Origin of the sequence: Janthinobacterium sp. TND4EL3, assembly GCF_900156175.1 — a bacterium.
Classification (GTDB): Bacteria; Pseudomonadota; Gammaproteobacteria; order Burkholderiales; family Burkholderiaceae_D; genus Janthinobacterium.
The window spans coordinates 1-24998 of record NZ_FTMV01000005.1 but is presented as its reverse complement, the minus strand read 5'-3'; the positions used below and the strand labels follow the sequence as shown (position 1 = coordinate 24998).

Annotated in this window: 22 protein-coding genes and 2 tRNA genes; 17 read left to right on the top strand and 7 right to left on the bottom strand. The window is 64.9% G+C overall.

Annotated features, from left to right (window positions below; all coding sequences use genetic code 11):
• Window positions 1–52: 52 nt before the first annotated feature.
• Both BXA07_RS09940 and BXA07_RS09935 read left to right on the top strand, forming a co-directional pair.
• Entirely contained in the window at window positions 53–2077 is a 2025-nt protein-coding gene (locus BXA07_RS09940) for a sensor histidine kinase (protein WP_076567753.1), read from the top strand.
• Window positions 2078–2107: 30 nt separating this feature from the next.
• A complete protein-coding gene (locus BXA07_RS09935; RefSeq protein WP_076567752.1) occupies window positions 2108–2692 on the top strand; it encodes a response regulator transcription factor in 585 nt (194 codons plus the stop codon).
• 108 nt (window positions 2693–2800) lie between these two features.
• On the opposite strand, the gene BXA07_RS09930 is transcribed toward BXA07_RS09935, so the two are convergent.
• Both BXA07_RS09930 and BXA07_RS09925 read right to left on the bottom strand, forming a co-directional pair.
• Window positions 2801–3628 (bottom strand): siderophore-interacting protein, encoded by an 828-nt coding sequence (locus tag BXA07_RS09930; RefSeq protein ID WP_076567750.1) that lies wholly within the window; start codon window positions 3626–3628, stop codon window positions 2801–2803.
• Between the two features lie 22 nt (window positions 3629–3650).
• Window positions 3651–4301 carry a PadR family transcriptional regulator gene (locus BXA07_RS09925; RefSeq protein ID WP_139335515.1) on the bottom strand — a complete coding sequence of 217 codons (651 nt, stop codon included), beginning with the start codon at window positions 4299–4301 and terminating at the stop codon, window positions 3651–3653.
• A gap of 113 nt (window positions 4302–4414) precedes the next feature.
• On the opposite strand from BXA07_RS09925, the gene BXA07_RS09920 reads away from it, so the two are divergent.
• Both BXA07_RS09920 and BXA07_RS09915 read left to right on the top strand, forming a co-directional pair.
• Window positions 4415–4792, top strand: a complete 378-nt coding sequence (locus BXA07_RS09920) for a DUF3052 family protein (RefSeq protein ID WP_076567747.1) — start codon at window positions 4415–4417, stop codon at window positions 4790–4792.
• Between the two features lie 226 nt (window positions 4793–5018).
• Window positions 5019–5909: a DMT family transporter gene (locus tag BXA07_RS09915; protein ID WP_076567745.1), complete on the top strand. Its 891-nt coding sequence runs from the start codon at window positions 5019–5021 to the stop codon at window positions 5907–5909.
• Between the two features lie 23 nt (window positions 5910–5932).
• Here the strand turns inward: BXA07_RS09915 and queG are convergent, their stop codons facing one another.
• Entirely contained in the window at window positions 5933–7024 is a 1092-nt protein-coding gene (gene queG / locus BXA07_RS09910) for a tRNA epoxyqueuosine(34) reductase QueG (RefSeq protein WP_076567744.1), read from the bottom strand.
• Window positions 7025–7102: 78 nt separating this feature from the next.
• Between queG and tsaE the strand changes: the two genes are divergently transcribed.
• The 3 genes from tsaE to BXA07_RS09895 are packed head-to-tail and all read left to right on the top strand — an operon-like array spanning window position 7103 to window position 9803.
• Window positions 7103–7591 (top strand): tRNA (adenosine(37)-N6)-threonylcarbamoyltransferase complex ATPase subunit type 1 TsaE, encoded by a 489-nt coding sequence (gene tsaE / locus BXA07_RS09905; protein WP_076567742.1) that lies wholly within the window; start codon window positions 7103–7105, stop codon window positions 7589–7591.
• Complete coding sequence (locus BXA07_RS09900; RefSeq protein ID WP_076567741.1) at window positions 7555–8952, top strand: N-acetylmuramoyl-L-alanine amidase; 1398 nt, start codon at window positions 7555–7557, stop codon at window positions 8950–8952. The genes tsaE and BXA07_RS09900 overlap by 37 nt, the downstream gene beginning before the upstream one ends.
• A gap of 14 nt (window positions 8953–8966) precedes the next feature.
• Window positions 8967–9803 (top strand): D-hexose-6-phosphate mutarotase, encoded by an 837-nt coding sequence (locus BXA07_RS09895; protein WP_076567739.1) that lies wholly within the window; start codon window positions 8967–8969, stop codon window positions 9801–9803.
• Here BXA07_RS09895 and BXA07_RS09890 read toward each other — a convergent pair.
• Both BXA07_RS09890 and BXA07_RS09885 read right to left on the bottom strand, forming a co-directional pair.
• Window positions 9800–10831 carry a carbonic anhydrase gene (locus tag BXA07_RS09890; protein WP_076567738.1) on the bottom strand — a complete coding sequence of 344 codons (1032 nt, stop codon included), beginning with the start codon at window positions 10829–10831 and terminating at the stop codon, window positions 9800–9802. The two genes, BXA07_RS09895 and BXA07_RS09890, sit on opposite strands and share 4 nt — an antisense overlap.
• Before the next feature lie 155 nt (window positions 10832–10986).
• Window positions 10987–11637: a VTT domain-containing protein gene (locus tag BXA07_RS09885; protein ID WP_076567736.1), complete on the bottom strand. Its 651-nt coding sequence runs from the start codon at window positions 11635–11637 to the stop codon at window positions 10987–10989.
• Between the two features lie 138 nt (window positions 11638–11775).
• Here BXA07_RS09885 and BXA07_RS30775 point away from each other — a divergent pair, with 138 nt between their 5' ends.
• The 10 genes from BXA07_RS30775 to BXA07_RS09840 all read left to right on the top strand — a co-directional run bounded on the left by BXA07_RS30775 (window position 11776) and on the right by BXA07_RS09840 (window position 22675).
• On the top strand, window positions 11776–11925 hold the full coding sequence (locus tag BXA07_RS30775; RefSeq protein WP_170909638.1) for a hypothetical protein: 150 nt from the start codon (window positions 11776–11778) through the stop codon (window positions 11923–11925).
• Window positions 11907–12845: a peptidylprolyl isomerase gene (locus tag BXA07_RS09880; RefSeq protein ID WP_076567735.1), complete on the top strand. Its 939-nt coding sequence runs from the start codon at window positions 11907–11909 to the stop codon at window positions 12843–12845. The genes BXA07_RS30775 and BXA07_RS09880 overlap by 19 nt, the downstream gene beginning before the upstream one ends.
• 38 nt (window positions 12846–12883) lie before the next feature.
• Entirely contained in the window at window positions 12884–14797 is a 1914-nt protein-coding gene (gene mutL / locus BXA07_RS09875; protein ID WP_076567733.1) for a DNA mismatch repair endonuclease MutL, read from the top strand.
• 126 nt (window positions 14798–14923) lie between these two features.
• Window positions 14924–15871 (top strand): tRNA (adenosine(37)-N6)-dimethylallyltransferase MiaA, encoded by a 948-nt coding sequence (miaA, locus tag BXA07_RS09870; protein ID WP_076567731.1) that lies wholly within the window; start codon window positions 14924–14926, stop codon window positions 15869–15871.
• A 91-nt stretch (window positions 15872–15962) separates the two neighbouring features.
• A tRNA-Met gene (locus BXA07_RS09865) sits at window positions 15963–16039 on the top strand.
• 59 nt (window positions 16040–16098) lie between these two features.
• Window positions 16099–16175, top strand: a tRNA-Met gene (locus tag BXA07_RS09860).
• A gap of 465 nt (window positions 16176–16640) precedes the next feature.
• On the top strand, window positions 16641–17660 hold the full coding sequence (locus BXA07_RS09855; protein WP_076567729.1) for a LacI family DNA-binding transcriptional regulator: 1020 nt from the start codon (window positions 16641–16643) through the stop codon (window positions 17658–17660).
• Between the two features lie 243 nt (window positions 17661–17903).
• The gene (locus BXA07_RS09850; protein ID WP_070311972.1) at window positions 17904–19304 is read left to right on the top strand and encodes an alkaline phosphatase family protein; all 1401 of its coding nucleotides are present in this window, start codon (window positions 17904–17906) and stop codon (window positions 19302–19304) included.
• 78 nt (window positions 19305–19382) lie between these two features.
• Window positions 19383–20993 carry a histidine-type phosphatase gene (locus tag BXA07_RS09845; RefSeq protein WP_076567727.1) on the top strand — a complete coding sequence of 537 codons (1611 nt, stop codon included), beginning with the start codon at window positions 19383–19385 and terminating at the stop codon, window positions 20991–20993.
• Between the two features lie 95 nt (window positions 20994–21088).
• On the top strand, window positions 21089–22675 hold the full coding sequence (locus BXA07_RS09840) for a histidine-type phosphatase (protein ID WP_083708137.1): 1587 nt from the start codon (window positions 21089–21091) through the stop codon (window positions 22673–22675).
• A 30-nt stretch (window positions 22676–22705) separates the two neighbouring features.
• Here the strand turns inward: BXA07_RS09840 and BXA07_RS09835 are convergent, their stop codons facing one another.
• Both BXA07_RS09835 and iolB read right to left on the bottom strand, forming a co-directional pair.
• The gene (locus BXA07_RS09835; RefSeq protein ID WP_076567725.1) at window positions 22706–24205 is read right to left on the bottom strand and encodes a CoA-acylating methylmalonate-semialdehyde dehydrogenase; all 1500 of its coding nucleotides are present in this window, start codon (window positions 24203–24205) and stop codon (window positions 22706–22708) included.
• A gap of 13 nt (window positions 24206–24218) precedes the next feature.
• Window positions 24219–24998 (bottom strand): 5-deoxy-glucuronate isomerase (gene iolB / locus BXA07_RS09830; protein WP_244556235.1); only part of this gene is annotated, 780 nt, incomplete at its 5' end.

Sequence of the window (24998 nt, the reverse complement as noted above, 5' to 3'; positions counted from 1 at the left end):
ATTGTGGTTAACCACAATAGCCGGCTCCCGATAAGCCGCTACCCTGCCAGCCATGCCGACTCCCCCCACCCTTGCGCGCCGTTTCAAGCTATCGAGCCCGATGCGCTGGCTGCTGCCCGTCATCCTGCTGCTGCTGTTCCTCTCCATCCTGTTCTGGCTGCCCTGGCAGGCGCGCCAGATGGAGAGCAACGAGCGCCAGGAACAGCTGATCGCCGACACGCTGTGGGTCGAGCAGACCATCCGTTTCCAGCTGGCGCGCAACGAAGAAAGCCTGTTCAACCTGGGCGTGGACATCGCCGGCGGCTCCCTGTCGGCGGAAAAAGTGCACGAACGGCTGCAGCAGATGCTGCGCAATGGCCGCGAACTGCAGCGCGTGCTGTGGCTCGACACCAACGGCAAGGTGCTGGCCACCAGCGACAGCAATCTGCCGCACGCCCTGGCGTTTTCGCCTGCCTCGCTGACGGCGGCCGACAATGCGCGTCGCCTGCACCGGGGGCAGTACGCCCAGCCTTCGCAGCAGACGGGCTTTCCCGACGCGCCGCCGGGCGCCATGCTGATGGATTACCATCAGCCCCTGTTCGATGGCCAGCGCTACGTGGGCAGCCTGGTGGCCACTTACCAGATCAGCAGCCTGCTCGATGAAATGGTGCCGTGGTGGTTCGCCCAGGATAACCAGATTTCGCTGATCGACCGCGACGACAAGGTGCTGGCGCGCCGCGCCGCGGCCGGTCCCGGCCACGGCGTGTACACGCACAAGCGCGCGCTCGACGTGCCCGGCGCCAGCATCACCCTGTTTACCGACAGCGTGAAAAGCCAGCCCAAGCTGCTGCCCAATCTGCTGGTCGGCTCCGTCATCGCCCTGTCGCTGGGTTTATTATGGAGCCTGCTGGCCCTGTGGCGGCATATTTCGCGCCGTCTGGTGGCCGAAGGCGCGCTGCGCCAGCAGATGCTGTTTCGCACGGCGATGGAGAACTCGCTGGTGACGGGCATGCGCGCGCGCGACCTGGAAGGCCGCGTCACCTATGTGAATCCCGCGTTTTGCCAGATCGTCGGCTATCCCCCCGAGGAAATCCTGGGACGGCTGCCACCCATGCCCTACTGGGTGCCCGAGGCGCTGGAGGAATACCAGCAGCGCTTCGTCAAGGCCCTGGCGGGCAACCCCACGCCGCAGTTCGAAACCTATTTCCAGCGCCCGGACGGCACGCGCGTGCCCGTGCTGATCTTCGAGGCGCCGCTGGTGGACAAGAACGGCCAGCAGACGGGCTGGATGGGTTCCGTGCTCGACATCTCGGACCGCAAGCGGGTCGAAGAACTGAATCGCCAGCAGCAGGAAAAACTGCAAACGAGTTCGCGCCTGGCCACCATGGGCGAACTGGCGTCGATGCTGGCGCATGAACTGAATCAGCCGCTGGCGGCCATTTCCAGCTACACGACAGGGGCCTTGAATTTGATCCGCCGCGCCATCGACAGCGGCACGCCCGTCGAGCCGAACACCCTGAAGCCGGCGCTGGAGCAGGCCAGCGCACAGGCGCAGCGGGCCGGCCAGATCATCCGCAGCGTCCACGATTTCGTGCGCAAGAGCGAGCCGCAACGCCAGGATATCGCCATCCGCACCCTGATCGACGGCATCCGCGCGCTGATCGACCTGCAGGCGCGCAAATACTATGTCACCATCCAGGAAGAGCTGCCGCCGGACCTGCCGCTGTTGCGCGCCGACCCCGTGATGATCGAGCAGGTGCTGCTGAACCTGACGCGCAACGCCATCGAGGCGATGCAGGATGCGGCGCCGGGACGGCGTATCATGCGCCTGCGGGCCAGCCATGATGCGCAGCAAGGCATGGTGACGGTGGACGTGATCGACCATGGCCACGGCATCCCCGTGGACGTGGCCGAGCGACTGTTTTCGCCGTTTTTCTCGACCAAGTCCGAAGGCATGGGCATGGGCCTGAACATCTGCCGCACCGCCATCGAATTTCACGGCGGCGCGCTGACCTTCGGCGCCAATCCCGCTGGCGGTACCATCTTTACCTTCAGCGTGCCGGCCGCACCGCGCGCCGCACCAGGCAATAACGCATAACGAATAACGAAACGACAAGCCGGAGACACCATGCTACACATTATCGACGACGAAGAAGTCGTGCGCGACTCCCTGTCCTGGCTGGCCGCCTCGCGCAGCATCGAGGCGCGCAGCTACGCCAGCGGCCAGCAATTTCTCGATAGCCTCGACGGCAACTTCGACGCCGACGGCGACTGCGTGCTGCTCGACGTACGCATGCCCGACATGAACGGTATCGCCCTGTTCGACCAGCTGGTCAAGCGCGACCTGACGGCGCGCCTGCCCGTGATTTTCCTCACCGGCCACGGCGACGTGCCGATGGCCGTCGACAGCCTGAAACGGGGCGCCTTCGATTTCTTTGAAAAGCCGTTCAACGACAACGACCTGATGGACCGCGTGCAGCAGGGCCTGGCCAACTCGCGCCAGGCGGGCGAACTGGCCGCCGTGCACGCGCGCCTGGCCACCCTGTCGACGCGCGAACGCGAAGTGCTGGACCTGATTTTGGCAGGCAAGATGAACAAGGTGGTAGCCGACAAGCTGGGCATCAGCATGCGCACCGTGGAAGTCCACCGCGCGCATATCTTCGACAAGATGCAGGTCAAGACGGCGGTGGAGCTGGCGGGATTATTGAAATAAATGCAGCGATGTTGACTAGCATTGCCGAGAAAATGCCCAGGGCAAGGCGCGCGGCCGCAGGCAGTACGCTAGTACGGCAAGGACGCGAACGCCGCCATGGGCGTTTTCTCATTCGTCATGATGCTCATGGTGCTCCGCCGCCCCATGCTTCCAGTAGCTGGCCACATACAGATGCTGCTTCGGCACCCCGGCGTCGATGAAATGCCCGCGCAAGCCCTGCACCTGCGCATGCTCGCACGCCACCCACACGTAGCCGTCGCCCTCTGACGGCAGCGCGACCTGGCGCAAGGCGTCGAGCAGCAGCGGCCCCTTGCGGCCATTGCGCGCCACCCAGCGCACGTCCAGCTGCGCCGCGCTATCGAGCGCGATCTGTTCGCCGTCTTCGACGATCTCGATCACGGCAATGGCCCGCGCCGTGGCCGGCAGCTGCTCCAGGCGGCGGGCGATGGCCGGCAAGGCCGTCTGGTCGCCCACCAGCACATACCAGTCGAAGTCGAGCGGCACCAGCATCGAGCCGCGCGGCCCGCCCACACCCAGGGTCTGGCCGGGCGCCGCTTGCGCCGCCCAGCTGGCTGCAGGCCCGTCGCCGTGCAGCACGAAGTCGATTTCCAGCTCGCGCCGCGCGGCGTCGTAGCGGCGCGGCGTGTAGTTGCGGGCGATGGGACGCGCCCCTTCCGCATACTCGATGGGATTGGCGCCATTGCCCAGCACGGGGAACACGGGCGTCGTCTGCCCCGGCGCTGGGAAGAACAGTTTCACGTGATCGTCGTGCGCGGGCGAGACGAAGCCGTCCAGGTCATCACCCGCCAGCGTGATGCGGCGCATGTGCGGCGTCAGCTGCTCGGTGCGCACGACGGTGAGGACACGCAGTTTCAGGTCATGCCGCACGCGCTCGATGGCGTGCGGGCGTGGTGCCGTTGGTGATGCAATAGTCATTGCTTGTCCTTGTAAAGTGGGCTCAGTGGCCGTCGACGATGGCATTCGCGGCCTGTTCCAGCACGGCCGCCACGCGCTCGGCTTCCGCCTCGCTCCAGTTGGTCTTGTTCAGCAACAGCGCATGCTTGAGGGTGTGCATGGCCTGGTGCACGCGCTCGGGCAAGGCCTTGCGCGCCTGGACGCGGGCGAACATGTCGAGGCGGGCCAGGATGCCGTCCACCTGGGCGCGGTTCTCGTCGAGATAGGCGCGGCCCAGGTCCGTGATCGTGTAGAGCTTCTTGCCGCTGACGCTTTCGCCCGACGTGACGTGATCCTGCTCTTCCAGCAGGGTCAATGTCGGATATACGGCACCCGGACTGGGGGCGTAGGCGCCGCCGCAACGCTCTTCGATGGCCTTGATGATTTCATAACCATGGCGGGGGCTGATTTCGATCAGCGCCAGCACGATCAGCGGCAGATCGCCGCGGCCGAAGACGCGCTCGGCCCGTTCGCCGCGCCCGCCGCGCCCGCCAGGACCGCCGCCCATGCCGTCGCCGCGCTCGTCGAAGCCGCGCGGGCCGCGGCCGTGCATGAAGTAATCAGGGTTGTGTTCGTGGCGATGCCCGCCTTGATGGTGATGGTGGTGATGATGTTGGCCGCAATGGCCGTGTTCTGCGTGACGTGAGTTTCTCATGTTTTCTCTTTAAAGATATATCGTTAGTAGGTATCGTCATTTTATAACGATATATCGATAAGTCAAGGAGAAATTTGCTATGCTCATCTTTTCCCAACCGACACGCCCATGCCATGCCTGAAAAAACCGTTGCTGAAAAAATGTATGTAAAAAATGCCAAGGCCCTGGCCGTGCTCAATGACGGCGGCGAGCATGCCGCCCTGCTGGCGCAGTTGCCGGCCGAACGGCGGGTGAGCGAAGGAGAGAACGCCGACTGGATAGTGCTGTTCGCGCGCAGCCGCGCGGAACTGGAGCAGTTCCTGCCAGCGGCGCAGGCGCGCCTGGCACCCGGCGGCGCGGTCTGGGTGGCCTACCGCAAGGGTGGCATAAAAGCAGGCAGCGACATCCACCGCGACGATATCCGCAGTTTTGCGCAAACAATGGGACTCGATAGCGTGGCGATGGTCGCCATCGACGCCGACTGGTCGGCGTTGCGCCTGAAGCAGGTATAAAAATCAGGTGGCGCCGTGCGGCGACGGTTGGTCGCGGCGTAACCTTGTCCGCCACACCAGCGGCATGCGAAATAATCATGGGCGATCCGCGCAAGCCATACCAACACCACTGCGGCTGGCGCGTCGATGGTGCTACAGCATAAAAAGCAATTCAACAGCAAGAAGCGGCTTTCGGCGCCCGCTTCCGCCATCGACAATAATGATTTTGCATTTAACCGGAGTCCGCATGAGCACCGCCAACCTGCTTCGACTGATCTTTTTGGCCGCCGTCTGGGGCGGCTCCTTCCTGTTCATGCGCATCGCCGCACCGGTGCTGGGAGCGGCAGTGCTGATCGAATACCGGGTACTGTTCGCCGCACTGTTCCTGGCCGTGATCGGCTTCTTCCTGAAAAAAAGGCTCGCGCTGCGCGCACATTGGGCACACTACCTGATTCTCGGCCTGTTTAATTCCGCAATACCATTCCTGATGTTCGCCTTCGCAGCGCGTACCTTGTCGGCTTCCCTGCTGGCGGTGATCAACGCCACCACGCCGCTGTGGGGCACACTAATTGCGGCAGTCTGGTCCCGTCAAATGGTCAGCGCCAAGGTGATGCTCGGTCTCGCGCTCGGCGCCTGCGGTGTCGCGCTGCTGGTCGGCTTCGATCATGTCAGCGCCATGCCTGGCGCCGGCATCGCCACTGCGGCCGTGCTATTCGCCTCTTTCAGCTATGGTATCGCCAGCAACTACGCCAAGCAGGCCAAGGCCGTCGAGCCGTTCGCCAACGCGCACGGCTCGATGTGGGCGGCCACCTTGCTGGTGCTGCCGGTAGTGCCGTTCTTCCCGGCTTCAGCCGAGCCGACCATCGGCATCATGGGCGCGGTGCTCGCGCTGGGCGTGTTGTGCAGCGGCGTGGCCTATCTCATCTACTTCCGTCTGATTCAGGATGTCGGCCCATCTTCGGCATTGACGGTGACCTTCCTTAGCCCTTTGTTCGGCATCCTGTGGGGCACGCTATTCCTCGGCGAGACAGTCGGCTGGTACACCTTCGCCGGCGCTGCCATCGTCATCACCGGCACCGCGCTGGTCACCGGCTTCCGTCCTGGCCTGGGCTTCCTGAACAAGAGCAAGGCGGGATGACAGGCTTATCGCACTGCCGCCAGCTAGCGCCTGCCGTGCAGCGCCAGCGCCCACTCAATATGTTCGCGCACGATGGCCGATGGATGCGCGCGGCGCGACAGCAGGGCCGCGACGATGTCGGCCTGTCCCTTGGCCTTGGCGGCCGCGTTGCCCATGCCGACGGCCAGGTTGCGCAGCCAGCGTTCGTGGCCGATGCGGCGGATCGCGCTGCCTTCCATGCGGCGGTTGAATTCCTCTTCCGTCCAGGCAAACAGTTCCACCATGCCGGCGCTGCCCAGGCTGTGGCGCTCGTCGAAGTCGGGCACGACGGCGCGCTGGGCGAACTTGTTCCACGGGCAGACGGTCTGGCAATCGTCGCAACCATATACCTTGTTGCCGATCAAGGGGCGCATCTCGACGGGAATGGCGCCTTTCAGCTCAATCGTCAGGTAGGAGATGCAGCGGCGCGCGTCGAGCTGGTACGGCCCCAGGATGGCTTGCGTCGGGCACACCGCGATGCACGCCGAGCACTGGCCGCAACGCGGGGTCTCCGGCGGGTCGACGGGCAGCGGCACGTCGATGAGGATCTCGCCGAGGAAGAAAAAGGAGCCGCCCTGGCGGTTGATCAGCAAGGTGTGCTTGCCGCGCCAGCCCAAGCCGCCTTTTTGCGCCAGTTCGACCTCCATCACGGGCGCAGAATCGCTGAAGACGCGGTAGCCGAAGTCGCCGATCTCGCCCTTGATGCGCTCGGCCAGCTGCTGCAGGCGCGAACGCATCACCTTGTGATAGTCGCGGCCCCGCGCATACACGGAGATCACGGCCGCCGCGGGGTCGGCGTCGCGCGCCGCCTCGTGCGCGCGCCAGTCCGGCCCTAGCGCCGGCGGCAGGTAGTTCATGCGGGCGCTGATGGCGCGCACCGTGCCCGGCACCAGCTCGGCCGGGCGGGCGCGCTTCATGCCGTGGCTGGCCATGTAATCCATTTCGCCGTGATACCCTGCATCGAGCCAGGCCTGCAGGGGCGCTTCCATATGCGACAGGTCCACGTCGGCGATGCGCACCTCGGCAAAACCCAGCTCGCGCCCCCATTCCTTGATGGTGCGCGCCAGGACGGCGAGATCGGTGGTGGTGGCGGACATAGGGGACTTTACGGAAAACGGCAGGCGCGCGGGCGGTTACAATAACGGCAGCCTCCATTTTATGCGATACGGAAGATAATGACCGAACACTTCACCGCCCACCTCCATGACGAAGCCGGCACCGCCGCACTGGGCGCCGCGCTGGCGCGCGCGCTGGCGCCGGGCCTGGCGATCTACCTGCACGGCGACCTGGGCGCCGGCAAGACGGCCCTCACGCGCGCCCTGCTGCACGCGGCCGGCCATGCGGGCCACGTGAAAAGCCCCACCTACACCTTGTCCGAACCTTACACGGTACGGCTCGATGGCCAGAGCATCAACGTCATCCACTTCGACCTGTACCGCATGGGCAGCGCCGAGGAATTTCTCGACGCGGGCTTTCGCGAAGACTTCGACGGGCGCAATATCTGCATCGTCGAATGGCCGGAGAAAGCCGAACCGGTGCTGCCGCCGGCCGACCTGAATATTTATTTGAGCGTTGCGGGTACAGGACGTGATGTAGAATTGCAAGCGTCTTCTGAATTGGGTCTGTCATGCCTTCACCGTCTCAAATTCGCCCCGAACCTTTGATCTCCTCGCCCATCACCCGGCGCACGGTGCTCAAGGCCGGCGGCACCCTGCTGTTGTCCGTGTTCGCGCCGATGTCGGCGATGGCGGCGCAAATCCTTGCCGTGCGCGTCTGGCCGGCCGAGGACTATACACGCGTCACGCTGGAAAACGACAGCATCCTGAAGGCCACCCACTTCATCGTCAAGGACCCGGAACGCCTGGTAGTCGACATCGAAGGGCTGGAACTCAATCCCACCTTGAAGGGCCTGGTGGCGAAGATCCAGTCGAACGACCCGTACATCAAGCAGGTGCGCGTGGGCCAGAACCGGCCCAATGTGGTGCGCCTGGTGTTCGACCTGAAGGAAGAAGTCACGCCGCAGCTGTTTACCCTGCCGCCGGCCGGCTCCTATAACCACCGGCTGATCTTCGACCTGTATCCCGTGCACGAGCCGGACCTGATCGCGCAGATGATCGAAAAGGGTGACTGGTCCAGCGACCCGGCCAAGCCGCCCATGGCCGGCACGCACACGCCGCCGCCCGCGCTGCCCCTGCCCGACAGCGGCAAGGCGCCCGTGGCCGTGGCGCCGCCGGTAGCGGCCATCGTGCCGCCCGTGCCCGACGTCCGCCCGGAGCAGCGCCCCGAAGCGCGCCCGCTGCCGGGCCAGAAAGTCGTGCGCATGATTACCATCGCACTCGACCCCGGCCACGGCGGCGAAGACCCTGGTGCCATGGGCAGCCGGGGCAGCCGCGAAAAAGACGTGGTGCTGGCCATCGCCAAGCGCCTGAAAACCAAGCTGGAACTGCAACCGAACATGCGCGTCATGCTCACGCGCGACGCCGACTTCTTCGTCCCGCTGGGCATGCGCGTGGAAAAGGCGCGCAAGGTGCAGGCCGACCTGTTCGTCTCGATCCACGCCGACGCCTTCATCCAGCCCACGGCGCGTGGCTCCTCCGTCTTCGTGCTGTCCGAAAAGGGCGCCACCTCGACAGCCGCGCGCTGGCTGGCCAACAAGGAAAACCAGGCCGACCTGATCGGCGGCGTGAACGTCAAGAACCACGACAAGCAGCTGGCCAGCGTGCTGCTCGACCTGTCGACGACGGCGCAGATCAATGACAGCATGAAGCTGGGCAAGGCCGTGCTGCGCGAAATCGGCGGCATCAACCGCCTGCACAAGGGTTCCGTCGAGCAGGCCGGCTTCGCCGTGCTGAAGGCGCCCGATATCCCTTCCATCCTGATCGAGACGGCCTTCATCTCGAACCCGGAAGAAGAGGCCAAGCTGACCGACAACGGCTACCAGGACCAGATGGCCGACGCCATCGTCACGGGCATCAAGAATTATTTTGCCAAGAATCCGCCACTGGCGAAAAGCCGTCTGACCTGACATGAAAGCCTAGCATGAGCAACAGCACCTTTGGCCAGTTGCCGGCCGTGACCATCCGCGCCGCCGATGGCGCGCAGGCGACCGTCACCCTGTACGGCGGCCATCTGGTCTCGTGGCAAACCAGCGATGGCCAGGAGCGCCTGTTCTGCAGCCGCAATTCCGCCCTCGACGGCAGCCGCGCCATCCGTGGCGGCGTGCCCGTGATTTTCCCCCAGTTCGGCGCGCGCGGCACGGGCATGCGCCACGGCTTTGCGCGCGTGGCGAGCTGGCAGCTGGAATCGACGGGCGACACCGATGGGGCCGCATGGGCGCAATTCATCCTGCAGCACACGGACCTGCCGGAGGCGATCGCCGCCAGCTGGCCCTGGACCTTCACCCTGCGCCTGCGCGTGGCCGTCAAGGCGCAGGCGCTGGAGCTGCAGCTGTCCGTGCACAACACGGGCGAGCAGGCATTCCCGTTCTCGGCCGCCCTGCACAGCTATTTTGCGATTGATCAATTGAGCGAAGCCCGCATTGGCGGCCTGCAGCGCGTGCGCTATTCGGACGAGACGCCGCAAGATGCCTTGCAGGCGGAAGAGATGCTGCAATTTTCGGACAAGCTGGACCGCATCTACTACCAGCTGCCGGGCGCCTTGACCCTGCAATCCGGCGGCCATGCGCTGCGCCTGGAGCAGCAGGGCTTCACGGATGCCGTCGTGTGGAACCCGGGCGCCCAGGACGCGGCCGCCCTGCCCGACCTGGCCGACGACGAGTACCAGCGCTTCATCTGCATCGAGCCGGCGCTGATCCAGCCCGATACGCTGGCTGCCGGCGCCGCATGGAGCGGCAGCCAGCGCCTTGAATTCGTTTAATTCGATTCCTTGATGATGCGTCCATTACCGGCTTGCACCGGGCGCGCATTCAAGGGATACAAACGGCTGAACAGCGCCATCTGCGCCGGCGACGCCTGTACCGGCTGCTTCATCACCAGCCACAGCACGCCTTCACTGCACGGCGGCGAAGTCAGCGATCCCATATACGTGTAGTAGTCGCGCCGCGCCGGCAGCATCTCGGCCGGATCAAGCAGGATGGTGGGCTGCATGGTCTCGAATTTTTCCAGCGGCAGGTTGTTCCACACGGTCTGGATGGTCGCTTGCGGTGCGCCCCGTTCCAGCAGCAGCGCCAGCACGGCCAGCCGGCCTTCCGCATCGCGGTGCACCAGGTGCACCACCATCTCGAACGCCTTGCCATTGATGCGCTCTTCCGACGGGCGGTGGAAATGGAATTGCTGCAGCTCGAACATGCGGTTCTGCACCGTGATGTAATTGCCGCCGCTCACGCCCACCTGCACCGTATGACCATTATCGACCACACTGAACGACGAGGGGTGGTAGTCAAAGCTGATCTGTTCAAGCTCCACCTTCATGCCGTCGCGGATGTCGATCGGCGACTGGCGATTGCCATTGCCGCACTTGGCCCAGTCGACATTGATCTTGCTCCAGTTGGCCGGACCACTCTCCCCTTCGTACGACCAGTGCGTACCGCGCGGCACCGGCGGTGGAGGCGGCGGCGCGGCCTTCACCACGGCGGCGCGCTTGGCGCGGGCGGCGGCGCGGGCCGCCTGGGTGGCGCGCATTTCCGCCAGGCGTGCCGCGATGCGTTCGGACAGGTCGACTTCGGCCGCTTCTTCCTTCTCGCGCGCCGTGGGCGCGACGGCGACAGGCGCCTTGACCTCCTTGCCCTTGACCGATTCCGTCAGGGTTTTCATGGCGGCCGCGCGCGCCGACGCCGACATCGGCGCGGATGCGGCGGCGCTCGCCGAAGCGGGGGCATCTTTGGCGCTTGCCATGGCCGCCATGGCGGCAAGGCTGCAAGCTAACAGGGCGCTCAAATGTCGCATGGAAATCCAGAAAGTGAGAATACCCTCTGGTTTACGGCTGGAAAGCAACAAAACTTGAATCAGCAGGGGATTAAAACAGAAATGCAGAGAGGAAAATTAATCCAGGGCCAGCTGCGGACGGTGCCGCAGCGTACTTGCCCTGGATCGACGGAGCGTCAAGCGGACTTGCCGGCCATGCGCTTGTAGAGTTTCCACATGCCGCCCAGCACCACCGGCACGACGGCGGCACCGACGCCGATCAGCACAATCAAGGTCAGGTGGTCGCGTATCCACGGGATATTGCCGAAGAAGTAACCCGCCGTCACCAGACCGACCACCCACAACAGGGCGCCCGTCACGTTGTACATCTGGAAGCGCGCATGCGTCATGTCGGAAATGCCGGCCACGAACGGGGCAAATGTACGCACCACTGGCACGAAACGGGCCAGGATGATGGTCTTGCCGCCATGCTTTTCAAAGAATTCATGCGTGCGGCGCATGGCATCCTTGTTGATCCAGCGGTAATCGTGGGTAAACACCCTTTGCCCGATGGCTTCGCCTATCCAGTAATTAAGCGTGTTGCCCGTGATGGCGGCCGTCACGAGCAGCGCGATCAGCAGGCCCAGGTGCATCTGTCCCGTCGCGCAGAACGCGCCGGCGATAAACAATAAGGTATCCCCAGGGAAGAAAAACAGTACCACGAGGCCTGTCTCGCAAAAAATAATGGCGAAAAGCACCGCATACACGAGGGTGCCGTACTGCTCGATCAAGAGACCCAGCGTCTTGTCGACATGCACGATCATGTCGAGGAATTGCACAAAATCCATATATTTTTCCCTAAAGGTAGCGGCGGAATCATACACCACCCGGCCGGCGCAACGGCAGTCCCAGACCCGATATTTCAGGATTAATTATGCGTCGCCCTTGCGTGTGTGGCAATTTAAGGAAAGGTTAAGGAAAGCGCCATGCCAAAGCGTCCGGCCCAGTTTGCCTCCCCGCAGGCCGGACAAGCCCAGCGCAATGTTTTTTCAGCGAAATATTGCCATTCCGGTATACACTTTCTGCACGGCGCAACCCGCGCCCACCAGGAGAAAACATGTATCGACACCCATTGAGCGGCCTGACCATGGCCACCGTACTGGGCCTTGCACATCTGACGGCCAACGCGGCGCCTGTCCAGATCAAGGCGCCCGCCGAACTGCCCGCCAAGGCGACCTTGGCCGACGTGATCAAGGCCTCGAAACCATCCGACTGGCGTGCGCTGGACCCGGACAACACCTTATATATGGACATTCCCGCCGGCCGCGTGGTGATCGAACTGGCGCCGGACTTCGCGCCGAAGCACGTGGCCAATATCAAGGCCCTGGTGGCCGAACAGTATTACGACGGCCTGGCCATCACCCGCGCGCAGGATAACTGGGTGGCGCAGTGGGGCGATCCGAACGAGAAAAATCCCAAGCCGATCCGGCATGCCCAGCGCACCCTGCCCGGCGAATTCACGGTACCTTTGACAAACATCAAGAGCTTTACCCGCCTGCCGGACGTCGATGGCTATGCGCCGCAAGTGGGCCATTCGAACGGTTTCCCGTCCGCGCGCGATCCGAAAAGCGGCACGGCCTGGCTCACGCATTGCTATGCCACCGTGGGCGTGGGCCGCGACAGCGCCAGCGACAGCGGCGGCGGCACCGAGCTGTACGCCGTCATTGGCCAGTCGCCGCGCCACCTGGACCGCGACATCACGGTCGTCGGCAGGGTCGTCTCCGGCATGCCATTGCTGTCCACCCTGCCGCGCGGCACGGCGCCCATGGGCTTTTACGACAGTCCCGAGAAAAACGTGCCGATCAAGTCCATCCGCCTGGCCGCCAGCGTGCCACCGGAGCAGCGCAGCAACCTGGAAGTGATGCGTACCGACAGCGCCGCCTACCAGGCCGTGCTGGAAGCCCAGCGCCACCGCGGCGGCCCCTGGAGCAAGGTCACGGCCGGCCACGTCGACCTGTGCAATGCACCGATACCGGTGCGGGAGGTGGCGAAGTAGCCGGTGCCCGACAATTCGCAACCCGCTATAATCAGGGCATGAACGCTCCCATCACGCCCCACCGCCCGATCCAGGCCTTGCCTGACCAGTTGATTTCGCAAATCGCCGCCGGCGAGGTGGTCGAGCGGCCGTCGGCCGTCGTCAAGGAATTGCTGGAAAATGCGCTCGACTCGGGCGCCACGCAGATCACGGTGCGGCTGGAAGAAGGGGGCGTGAAACGCATCGCCATTACCGACAACGGCCGCGGCATTGATAAAGATCAGCTGCCGCTGGCCCTGGCGCGCCACGCCACCTCGAAGATCGCATCGCTGCACGACCTGGAAAACGTGGGCACCCTGGGCTTCCGGGGCGAGGCGCTGGCCTCGATCGCCTCGGTGGCCGCCGTCACCGTGACCTCGCGCACGGCAGACGCGGCCCATGCGTGGGAAATCGTCGGCTCGCACAATGGCAGCGTCTCGCCGTCGTCGGGCGCGCACGGCACCACGGTCGACGTGCAGGACCTGTATTTCAACACGCCCGCGCGGCGCAAATTCCTCAAGTCCGAGCAGACGGAGTACGGCCACTGCGCCGAAGTCGTGCGCCGCATCGCGCTGGCCCGGCCCGACGTGTCGTTCTCGCTGTCGCACAACGGCCGCACCATCGACCAGTGGAATATCAGCGAACTGGCCAAGCGCAGCGCCCACATCCTGGGCAACGACTTCGCCGAGGCGCGCCTGGCGCTGGACGAATCGGCCGGCACCCTGCGCCTGCACGGCTTTGCCGGCTTGCCGACAGCCTCCAAGGCGCGCGCCGACGGCCAGTTCTTTTACGTCAACGGCCGCTTCGTGCGCGACAAGCTGCTCGTGCACGCCGTGCGCATGGCCTACCAGGACGTGCTGCATGGCGACCGCTTCCCGTCGTACGTGCTGGCGCTCGACCTCGACCCGGCCCTGGTCGACGTCAACGTGCACCCGTCGAAGATCGAAGTGCGCTTCCGCGACAGCCGCTCCGTGCACCAGTTCGTCTTCCACGCGGTGCAGCGCGCGCTGGCGCAAACGTCGGCCACGGCCTTCGGCAGCGTGCCGGCGCCGCTGCCGGCCGCCTCCACCCTGGGCGGCGGCGACGCGGGCGCGGCTACCGGCGGCCCCGGCATCTGGCGCCGCGAGCAGACGCAGACCTCGTTCGGCGCGCAATTTACGAATACCTTCGCGCCCGCCCCGCCCGGCGCGGCCCGCCCCTTCTTTGCCGACGCGCCAGGCGTGGGGCAGGACACGGCGGCCTACGGCGCCCTGTTCGGCGGCGGCGCAGGTGCCGCCAACTCGCCGGTCACGCAGGTGGAGCCCTACATCGCCTCGCCCGAAGCGATGGCGCGCGAAGAATATCCGCTGGGCTTTGCCCTGGCCCAGCTACACGGCATCTACATCCTGGCGCAAAACACCAAGGGCCTGGTGCTGGTCGACATGCACGCGGCGCACGAGCGCATCCTGTACGAACAGCTGAAAAACGCGCTGCAGGCGCAGGTCTCCGGCCAGGACATGCAGGTGCAATCCTTGCTGATCCCCGTGACGTTCTACGCGGACGCCATCGAAGTGTCGACGGCGAATGAAAACCAGGAGACGTTAAAAGCGCTGGGCTTCGACATCGCCGCCCTGTCGCCCACCACCCTGGCCGTGCGCTCCGTGCCGACCCTGCTCAAGAACGCGGACGCGCAAACCCTGGCGCGCGACGTGCTGCGCGACGTGCGCGAATACGGCGGCTCGCGCGTGCTGATCGAGCGCCAGAACGAATTGCTGGGCACCCTGGCCTGCCACACGGCCGTGCGCGCCAACCGGATCTTGTCGGTGCAGGAGATGAACGCCCTGCTGCGCCAGATGGAGAGCACGGAACGCGCCGACCAGTGCAACCATGGCCGGCCCACGTGGGTGCAGGTCGAGATCAACGCGCTCGATAAACTGTTCCTGCGCGGCCAGTAAAAGAGCCTGAAAAACGTCCATGGCGGCGTTGCACTGCCTCGCCGTACTAGCCGTACTGTCTTCGGCAATGCGCCTTGCCCTGAACGTTTTGCCAGTCTCTTTTGCACCACATCATACAAAACCAACATGCAAAACGCCCCACACCTCCCCCTGGCCGTCGCCATCATGGGCCCCACGGCCAGCGGCAAGACGGCCAGTGCGCTGGCCATCGCGCAAGCGATCCCGTCCGAGATCATTTCCGTCGATTCCGCCCTCGTCTACCGGGGCATGGATATCGGCACGGCCAAGCCGTCGCAGGAAGAACTGGCCCAGGTACCGCATCATTTGATCGATATCATCGACCCGCTCGATGCCTATTCCGTGGCGCAGTTCCGCAACGATACCCTGCGTCTGGTAGCGGACATCTCCGCGCGCGGCAAGCTGCCGCTGCTCGTCGGCGGCACCATGCTGTACTTCAAGGGCCTGGCCGACGGTCTCGACGACTTGCCAGGCGCCGATCCAGCCTTGCGCGCACGGCTGGAAGAGGACGCGGCCGCCATCGGCTGGCCCGCCATGCATGCGCGCCTGGCCGAGCAAGACCCCGTCACGGCCGCGCGCCTGGCGCCGCAGGATGCGCAGCGCATCGGCCGCGCGCTGGAAATCATCGCCCTGTCCGGCCAGCCCATGTCGGCCCTGCTGGACCGCCGCGAAAAGACCGTGCTGCCATTCCGGCTGCAATCGTTCGCACTGGAGCCGTCCGACCGCGCCGTGCTGCACGCGCGCATCGCCACGCGCTTCGACCTCATGCTGAAAAACGACGCCCTGCTCGATGAAGTGGAGCAGCTGCGCCGCCGTGGCGACCTGCACCCTGGCCTGCCCTCGATGCGCTGCGTGGGCTACCGCCAGGCCTGGGAATACCTCGATGGCCGCATCGACCGCGCCGCCCTGCGCGAGACGGGCATCATCGCCACGCGCCAGCTGGCCAAGCGGCAGCTGACCTGGCTGCGCTCGATGCCGGAGCGCATCGTCGTCGATTGCCTGGGCCCAGACCCGGCTGCGGCCATGCTGGCGCAGATCCAAGCGTTGCCGAAATAGCCACGACAAGAATGCACCACGAAAAATCCGCACATTTTTTTGCGCCGGCATTGACAAGGAAATGGGAAGACTGGATAATGCTCGGCTGTTGGGTGATATAGCTCAGTTGGTTAGAGCACAGCATTCATAATGCTGGGGTCGGTGGTTCAAGTCCACCTATCACCACCAAAGAACATCGATCAGGTTTCACCTGGTCAAAACCAGCATCCGGTCTGACCGGTCTGTTTGGTGATATAGCTCAGTTGGTTAGAGCACAGCATTCATAATGCTGGGGTCGGTGGTTCAAGTCCACCTATCACCACCAAGAATTTGCAGCACTGATGAACCCGCCCTGCCCCGTGCAGCGGCGGGTTTTTTCATTGCCGGCCGTCGCGCATGCGGCCTGTATGCAACACCTGCCCCCTGCAAGCAGGGATCGTGACAAGCTGGCGCCGACAATGACTCTCATCCGCGGTCTTTGAAACCTGATGTCCGTCGCCCAGCCTTGGGCAGCATCGGCGCTCGCTTTACAGCCAGCGGGCGGCGATCCGCGCGCCAGGCACCCGGCGGGCCTCCCGATCCGGATTGCACGCCTGGGCTGGCAAGCCATGAATGGCCCTGGCGCTCAACATCAGCAACGCTCTCGGCTGGCGCCATGTCATCCTGTCCGACAACTGGCATTCTGACTGGCATTCAGTTCGCGCCGCGGCCGGGATTTTCGGCTAAGATGATGGCGCGGCGTTGCGCCGCACCGCATCGTGCATCGGCCTCTCAATCATCTACACCGTCAATGGAACAAAAAGACAAGTCCTGGGTCACTTCGGTGGACGTCGCCAAACGGGCCGGCGTCTCGCGCTCTGCCGTCTCGCGCACGTTCACGCCCGGCGCCAGCGTGGCGCCCGAAACGCGGGCCCGCGTGATGGAAGCGGCGCAGTCGCTGGGCTACCAGGTCAACATCCTGGCGCGCAGCATGAACCAGGGCCAGAGCAATCTGGTGGGCGTCGTCATCACGGGCTTCACGGACCCGTTCCGCGTGGCCCTGCTGGGCGAAGTCACGCGCAGCCTGAGCGAACATGCGCTGGTGCCGCTGCTGATGAATGCGGAAGATCCCGAGCGCCTCAGCGAACTGCTGCGCATCCTCCTCAGCTACAAGATTTCCGGCGTCATCATGACGTCCGGCTCGCCGCCGTCCGCCGTCGCCACGGAATACCTGCAGCGGCAAGTGCCGGTGGCCATGATCAACCGCGCACGCGACCTGAAGGGCGTGGACGTGGTCAACAGCGACAACCGCCACGGCGGCGAACTGGCGGCCAGCACCCTGCTCGACAGCGGCGCCAAACGGCTGGCCTTCGTCAACACGCGCGCCAGCAGTTTCAGCGGCATCGCGCGCGGCAAGGCCTTCCTCGACCACCTGGCGCCGGCCGTGGCGAAGAAGCGCTGCACGGCCGTCGAATACCTGGCCGACGCCATCGGCTACCAGGCGGGCCAGGAAGCGGCCGACGCCCTGCTCGCCTCGGGCAAGCTGCCCGACGGCGTCTTTTGCGCCACCGACCTGATCGCCTGCGGCTTCATCGACGCGGCGCGCAGCAAGTACGGCATCGACGTGCCCGCGCAATTGCAGGTGATCGGCTTCGATGACATTCCCATGGCGGCGCTCGACGCCTACCAGCTGACCACCATCCGCCAGGATGCGGGCGAACTGGCGCGCCGCGCCGTCAAGAGCCTGGTCGAGCGCATGGAAAAATTTGCCATGCCGGGCCGCCTGAAGGAAGTCCCCGTCACGCTGGTGCGGCGCGGCACGACGCGCTAAGCGCTTCGGCATGGCAGATGGCGCAACGCCGTCGTCTGCCGCCCGCCACCGCCCCGCAGCGCCCGCCGTTCCCCGTTTTCCACACTTTTTCATCCCCCGCCTGTACTTGTTGACATCGAAAAAAATCCGGGTTACTGTTTGCACACGCGTGCTGCACACGTGTGCAATTTCTTCAAAAAGCCTGTTCTGGCCACACCACTAAAAAAAGCGCCCCGTCCACGGAGGCGCATCAAGGAGACTGTTATGTTGAACCACGTTCTAAGAATCGCCCTGTTCGGCGCCGGGGCCATCGGCCTGGCGGCCTGCACCACCCCCGCCGGCATGCAGCACAATACCGCTGCCACAGCCGCCGCCGATCCGAAGCTGGCGAAGATCGGCCAGATCGTCGTCGTGTACATGGAAAACCGCAGCTTCGACCATCTGTTCGGCACCTTCCCAGGCGCCGACGGCATCGCCAATGGCCGGTCGCCGGACACCACCACGCAGACCGGCCCCGATGGCAAGCCGTATGCGATGCTGCCGGCCGTGGCGCTCGACAAGGGCGGCCTGGACCAGCGCTTCAAGGGCGACATCGCCAACGCGCCCTTCCACATGGAGCCGAGCGTGTCGCTGGGCGACAAGACGGCCAGTCCCGTGCATGCATTCTGGACGCACAAGCGCCAGATCAACGACGGCAAGAACGACCGCTTCGTCGTCGAGGGCAACACGGGCGCCCTGCCCATGGGCTATTTCGACGGCAGCAAGCTCAAACTGTGGGCCTTGGCGCAGCGCTACACCCTGGCCGACCGCTTTTTCCAGTCCGCCTACGGCGGTTCCTTCCTTAACCACATGTGGCTGACCTGCGCCTGCACGCCCGTGTTCCCGAACGCGCCCAAGTCCATCGTCGCCCAGGATGAGCGCGGCACCGGCCACAAGAAGGGCGAGGAAGCGGAAGTGACGCAGGACGGCTACGCCGTCAACACCATGCAGGGCCCGCTGCTGTTCGATCCGACCAAGAAGCAGACCTTCCTGCCGCCGCAAACCATGCCCACCATCGGCGACCGCCTGACGGACAAGGGTATCTCGTGGGTCTATTATGCGGACGGCTACGACATCGCCGTCGCCTCGACCAAGTCGGGCAAGAAGGCCGACGATTTCTCGTATCATCACCAGCCATTCACCTACTTCAAGCGCTTCATCGACAGCCCGCAGCAGCGCGCCACGCACCTGAAGGACCGTTCCGACATGATCGCCGATGTCCAGGCGGGCAAGCTGCCGCCCGTCTCGTTCTACAAGCCCATGGGCAAGAAGAACATGCATCCGGGGATGGACAAATCGAGCGTGGCGGCCGGCGACGACGAGGGCGTGGCCATCATCAACGCCATCATGGAAGGCCCGCAATGGAAGGATACCGTCATCATCGTCACCACCGATGAAAACGGCGGTTTCTGGGACCACGTGGCGCCGCCCAAAGGCGACCGCTTCGGCCCGGCCACGCGCATCCCCGCCCTCGTCATCTCGCCGTTCAGCGAAGGCGGGCATATCGACCATACCGAGTATGAAACCGTGTCGATCCTGAAGTTCATCGAGGAACGCCATGGCCTGGCGCCATTGAGCGAGCGCGATGCGCGCGCCAACAGCCTGGCCAAGGCCCTCAAGCTGTAATCCCCCCTCCTGCCTGTCTGCCCTGGGTGCGCCGTCCTGCGCGGCGCGCCCGGGCAACTCATATCCAAAGGAAACGCCATGCTGCATGCACGCCATCTTCCCCTGTCCATCCTGATGCTCTCCCTGGCCGCCTGTGGCGGCGACGATACGCCGCCCCCTGTCACGCCGCCGGTGACGCCCCCTGTGACGCCGCCGACCGCCACCTATTACCAGACCAAGACGCCGTACACGCCGCAGCAGGACGCGGCCACGTATGAAGCGGCACCGGCCGGCTACGCGCCCGTGTTCACCGAACTGGTGGCGCGCCACGGTTCGCGCGGCCTGTCGAGCATGAAGTACGACGCCGCCTTCTACAACGTCTGGCAAAGGGCCGCCGCCGACGATGCGCTCACGCCGCTGGGGCAAAAGCTGGGCGCCGACATCCTGAAACTGATGAAGGCCAACGCGCTGCTCGGCTACGGCGTGGACGGCATCACGGCGCCCGGCTACGGCAACCTGTCGCAGACGGGCATCAATGAGCACAAGCAGCTGGCCGTGCGCATGCTGGCGCGCCTGCCCGCCCTGTTCACGCAACTGGGCGCGAGCGCCGCCAGCGCGCCGCGCAAGATCGTCACCGTCAGTTCCGGCGTGGACCGCGCCAAGGACAGCGCCGCATATTTTGCGCAGTCGCTGGCCGCCACGGCACCCAACGTCGCGCCGCTGATCACCCTGCCGCCAGCGCCGGCCGGCTACCCGGCCGGCAAGCCCGTGGCGCAGCCGAACGGCACCAACCGCTTCCTGCTGTATGCGCACAAGCTGGTGCCGAAGACGGACCTCGTCACCGATGCCCTCGACGGCTACTACCAGACCTACCAGGACAGCCAGGCCTACCAGAACTACCTGAAAAGCCCCGACTTCCTGGCCAAGTACACGGCCATCGACACGGACGCCACGGCGCGCACCCTGGGCCGTGCAGTGCTGGAACGGCTGTTTAGCAAGCCGTTTGTCGACAAGATCGACAACGGCACCTACAGCTTCGCCAATACGGGCACCTACAGTTTCACCAGCGACGACGGCAAGTTCACCAACACTGTCACCGGCGACGGCGAGACCACCATCAAGGGCCTGGCCGATGCAGCTTCCGTGCTGTACAACCTGTACGCCATCATGGCCGGCATGACGAACGAGGTCAAAGCCGACTTCGTGCAGTACATGCCGTCGGACGCGGCCAAGTACCAGGCCTTCGTGCAGGATTACCAGGATTTCTACAACAAGGGTCCCGGCACCACGGAAAGCGCCGGCGTCACCTGGAACTACGTGCGCGCGCTGCGCGAGGACTTCTTCACGGAAGTGGACGCCATCGCGCGCGGCGACCTGTCGCACGGCGCCAAGCTGCGCTTCACGCATGCGGAAGCCATCATCCCGCTGGCCACGGCCATGGGCCTGAAGACCGTCGTCGGCGCGCTGCCGGCGGCGCAGACCTACAGTTATGACAACAGCAGCTGGCGCGGCCTGTACGTGGCACCGATGGCGGCCAACATGCAGTGGGACGTGTACCGCGACGCCAGCGGCAATGTGCTGGTCAAGCTGCTGTACAACGAAAAGGAAACCGACTTCCAGGCCGCCTGCGATGGCGCCCGCCATGCGGCCGGCAGCCATTTCTATGTGTATGCGAAGCTGAAGACCTGCTACGGCCACGTGGCGCAGTAAGCGGTAAGCGTGGGCGGGCCGGCTCCAGCCGTGCCCGCCAGTTTGGCGTTTGATGCTAGGCTTGCGCCCAGGAACTCATCACGTCACGGACCCCCATGCCTCCATCGCTTCCCCTGGCCAGCATCCCGCTGGCCCTGGCCCTCGCCATATGCGCCGGCCCCACGCTGGCCGTCGAAGGCCATTACCAGACCAAGACGCCATATGCGCCGCAGCAGGACCCGGCCACCTACGCCGCGCCGCCGGCCGGCTTCCAGCCCATCTTCACGCAACTGGTGGCGCGCCACGGTTCGCGCGGGCTCACCAGCATGAAGAACGACGCGGCCCTGTATGCGATGTGGCAGCAGGCCGCCGCGCAGGATGCGCTCACGCCCCTGGGCCGCGAACTCGGTCCCGACATCCTGGCCCTGATGAAGGCCAATGCCTTGCTCGGCTATGGCGTGGGAGGCATCGAGCGGCCCGGCTACGGCAATCTGTCGCAGACGGGTATCGACGAGCATCGGCAGCTGGCCGTGCGCATGCTGGCGCGCCTGCCGGCCCTGTTCGCGCAGGTGGGAAAGGACGCCGCGACAGCGCCGCGACAGCTCCTCACCATCCATTCCGGCGTGGACCGCGCGCGCGACAGCGCACGCTTCTTCACGCAGTCGCTGCTCGAACACGCGCCAGCGCTGACACCCTTGGTATATCTACCGCCCGCGCCGGCGCCATATCCGCAGGGGCGCAAGCCTGCGGTACAGCCGATATTGCAGCCCGATGGCGTCAACCGCTTCCTGCTGTACGCGCACAAGCTGGCGCCGCAGACAGACCGCGTCACCGATCCGGCCAACCCGTATTACGCCACCTATGCCGCCAGCCAGGCCTACCAGTACTATGAACGAAGCAAGCAGCTGCATGCGCTGATGGGCGCCCCGGCCAGGCTGCCTGCGGCGACCGCACATGCGCGCCACGTGCTCGAACGGCTGTTTTCTCCCGCCTTCCTCGACCAGTTTGAAGGCGGCCGCGCCAGCTATGCGGACACGGGCAGCTACACCTTCACCAGCGCCGACGGCAAGTTCACGCGCACCATGACGGGCAGCGGCAAGACCGTGATTCGCAGCCTGAATGCCGCCGCGACGAAATTGTACGAGCTGTATGCGATCACCGCCGGCATGCGGCATGAAATGCCGGCCGATTTCAGCCGCTACATGCCTGCCGAGGACGCCCGCTACTACGCCTATGTCGCCGACCACGAGGATTTTTACCAGAAGGGACCGGCCACCACGGAAAGCAGCGGTGTGACGTGGCGCTTCGCGCTGGCCTTGCGCGACGATTTTTTCAATGAGGTCGATGCGCTGGCCAGGGGAGATGTGCGCCACGCGGCCAAGCTGCGCTTCACGCACGCCGAGATGATTATTCCGCTCGCGTCGGCCATGGGCTTGCAGCAGGCGCTGGCCCCCTTGCCGGCATCGGTCAGCTACAGTTATGCAGACAATCCATGGCGCGGCCAGAGCGTCTCGCCGCTGGCGGCCAATATGCAGTGGGATGTGTACCGCAACGACGCAGGACAGCTCATCGTGCGCCTGCTGTACAACGAAAAGGAAACGGACTTCCAGGCCGCTTGCGACGGCGCCCGCATCGCGCCGGGCAGCGTCTTTTACGACTATGCGAAACTGAAAACCTGCTACGGACACGTGGCGGCGCGCTGACGCGCTGATAGTGCGCGCCGCCAGCGCGCTTTACTTCAAGGTCGGCATGGCAAACTCCGCCCCGGCCGCCGTCGAGGCCGGCCAGCGCTGCGTCACCGCCTTCTGCTTGGTATAGAAACGCACCGATTCCGGGCCGTGCGCATGGTGGTCGCCGAACAGGCTGCGCTTCCAGCCGCCGAAGCTGTGGAAGGCCATCGGCACGGGAATCGGCACATTCACTCCCACCATCCCCACCTGCACCCGGTGCGTATATTCGCGCGCCGTGTTGCCGTCGCGCGTGTAGATGGCCGTGCCGTTGCCGTATTCATGCGCATTGACGAGGTCCAGTGCCGCCGTGAAATCGGGCACGCGCACGATACAGAGGACGGGACCGAAGATTTCTTCCTTGTAGATCGTCATCTCCGGCGTGACATGGTCGAACAGGCTGCCGCCGAGGAAAAAACCGTGCTCGTGGCCGGGCAGGACAAAGCCGCGCCCGTCGCAGATGAGCTTGGCGCCCTCTTCCACACCTTGCGCGATATAGCCGGCGATCTTGTCCTTGTGCACCTGCGTCACCACCGGCCCCATCTCGGCCGACAGGTCCATGCCCTGCGTGATCTTCAATGCCGCGATACGGGGCACCAGGGCTTCCACCAATTGATCCGCCACATTGCCCACCGCCACGACGACGGAAATGGCCATGCAGCGCTCGCCGGCCGAACCGAACGCGGCGCCCATCAGGGCGTCGACCGTCTGGGGAATATCCGCGTCGGGCATGACGACCATGTGGTTTTTCGCGCCACCCAGGGCCTGCACGCGCTTGCCCTGCGCGCAGCCCGTCGCATAGATATACTCGGCGATCGGCGTGGAACCGACGAAGCTGACGGCGCGCACGTCCGGGTGGTGCAGCAAGCCATCGACGGCCTCTTTATCGCCCTGCAGCACGTTGAAGACGCCGTCCGGCAAGCCCGCGTCCGTCAGCAGCTGCGCCAGCAGCAGGCTGGCCGACGGGTCGCGCTCCGACGGCTTTAATACAAACGTATTGCCGCAGGCAATCGCCATCGGAAACATCCACATCGGCACCATCACGGGAAAGTTGAAGGGCGTGATGCCGACGCAGACACCGAGCGCCTGGCGGATCGACCAGGCGTCGATGCCGCCGGCTACCTGTTCCGAATACTCGCCCTTCATCATCTGCGGGATGCCGCAGGCAAATTCCACCACTTCGATGCCGCGCGTCACTTCTCCCTTGGCATCCGTGAAGACCTTGCCGTGCTCACGCGTAATCAGCTCGGCCAGCTGGTCGGCATGTTCTTCCAGCAATTCCTTGAACTTGAACATGACGCGGGCGCGGCGCAAAGGGGACGTTTGCGACCAGGCGGGAAAGGCCGCGTGGGCGGCAGCCACGGCCGCGTTCAGTTCGACGGAAGTGGCCAGGGAAACCTTCGCCGTCACGGCGCCCGTGGCGGGATTGTAGACGTCGCTCGTGCGCTCGGAGCGCGAGGCCATCGGGTTGCCACCAATAAAGTGGCCGATCATCGGGGTCGTCATTGTTTATCCTTGGTTATTTCGTCATCAGCCAGTCATGGGCCGGGTCGTTTTTAAAGTGCCAGACCCGCTTGGGGCCGGCCATCACGTTCAGGTAATAGCCGTCATAGCCATACGGCACGGTGACGGGGTGGTAGCCGCGCGGCACCATCACCACGTCGTGGTTTTCCACGGCCATGGCTTCATCGATGGAGCGGTCATCCGTGTAGACGCGCTGGTAGGCAAAGCCCTGTTCGGGGTTCAGCCGGTGGTAATAGGTTTCCTCCAGCGAACTCTCGGTTGGAATATTGTCGCTGTCGTGCTTGTGCGGCGGATAGCTCGACGAGTGGCCGGACGGCGTGACGACTTCCACCACCAGCAAGCCGTCCGCCTCGGCCGTCTGCGGCAGGATGTCGCACACATAACGGGTATTCGCGCCCTTGCCGCGCACGGAACGCGTCATGCTGGCCGGTTCGATCAGGCGCGCCGGGCGCTGGTGGGTGGCCGGCGCGCTGCACAGGGCGACCTCGGCGGCGTTCACGGCCGTGATGCTGACCGTGGTTTCCAGCGGCACATACACGGCGTAGGGCGAGACGTCCTCGAAGACGCTGGCGCGCTTGCCGATGGCGTCCCAGGTCTGTCCACCCGCCTGCACGTTGACCGTGCCCGTCAGCACGACGAGACACAGCTCGCGCTTGCCCGTCTCCAGCTTCAGGGTCTCGCCGGGCGCCAGGCGGTGCGCGGCAAAGCCCACGTGCGTCCAGCCGGCGGACTCGGGCGTGACTTCGACGATGGTGGAACCGGACTTTGCCTTGAC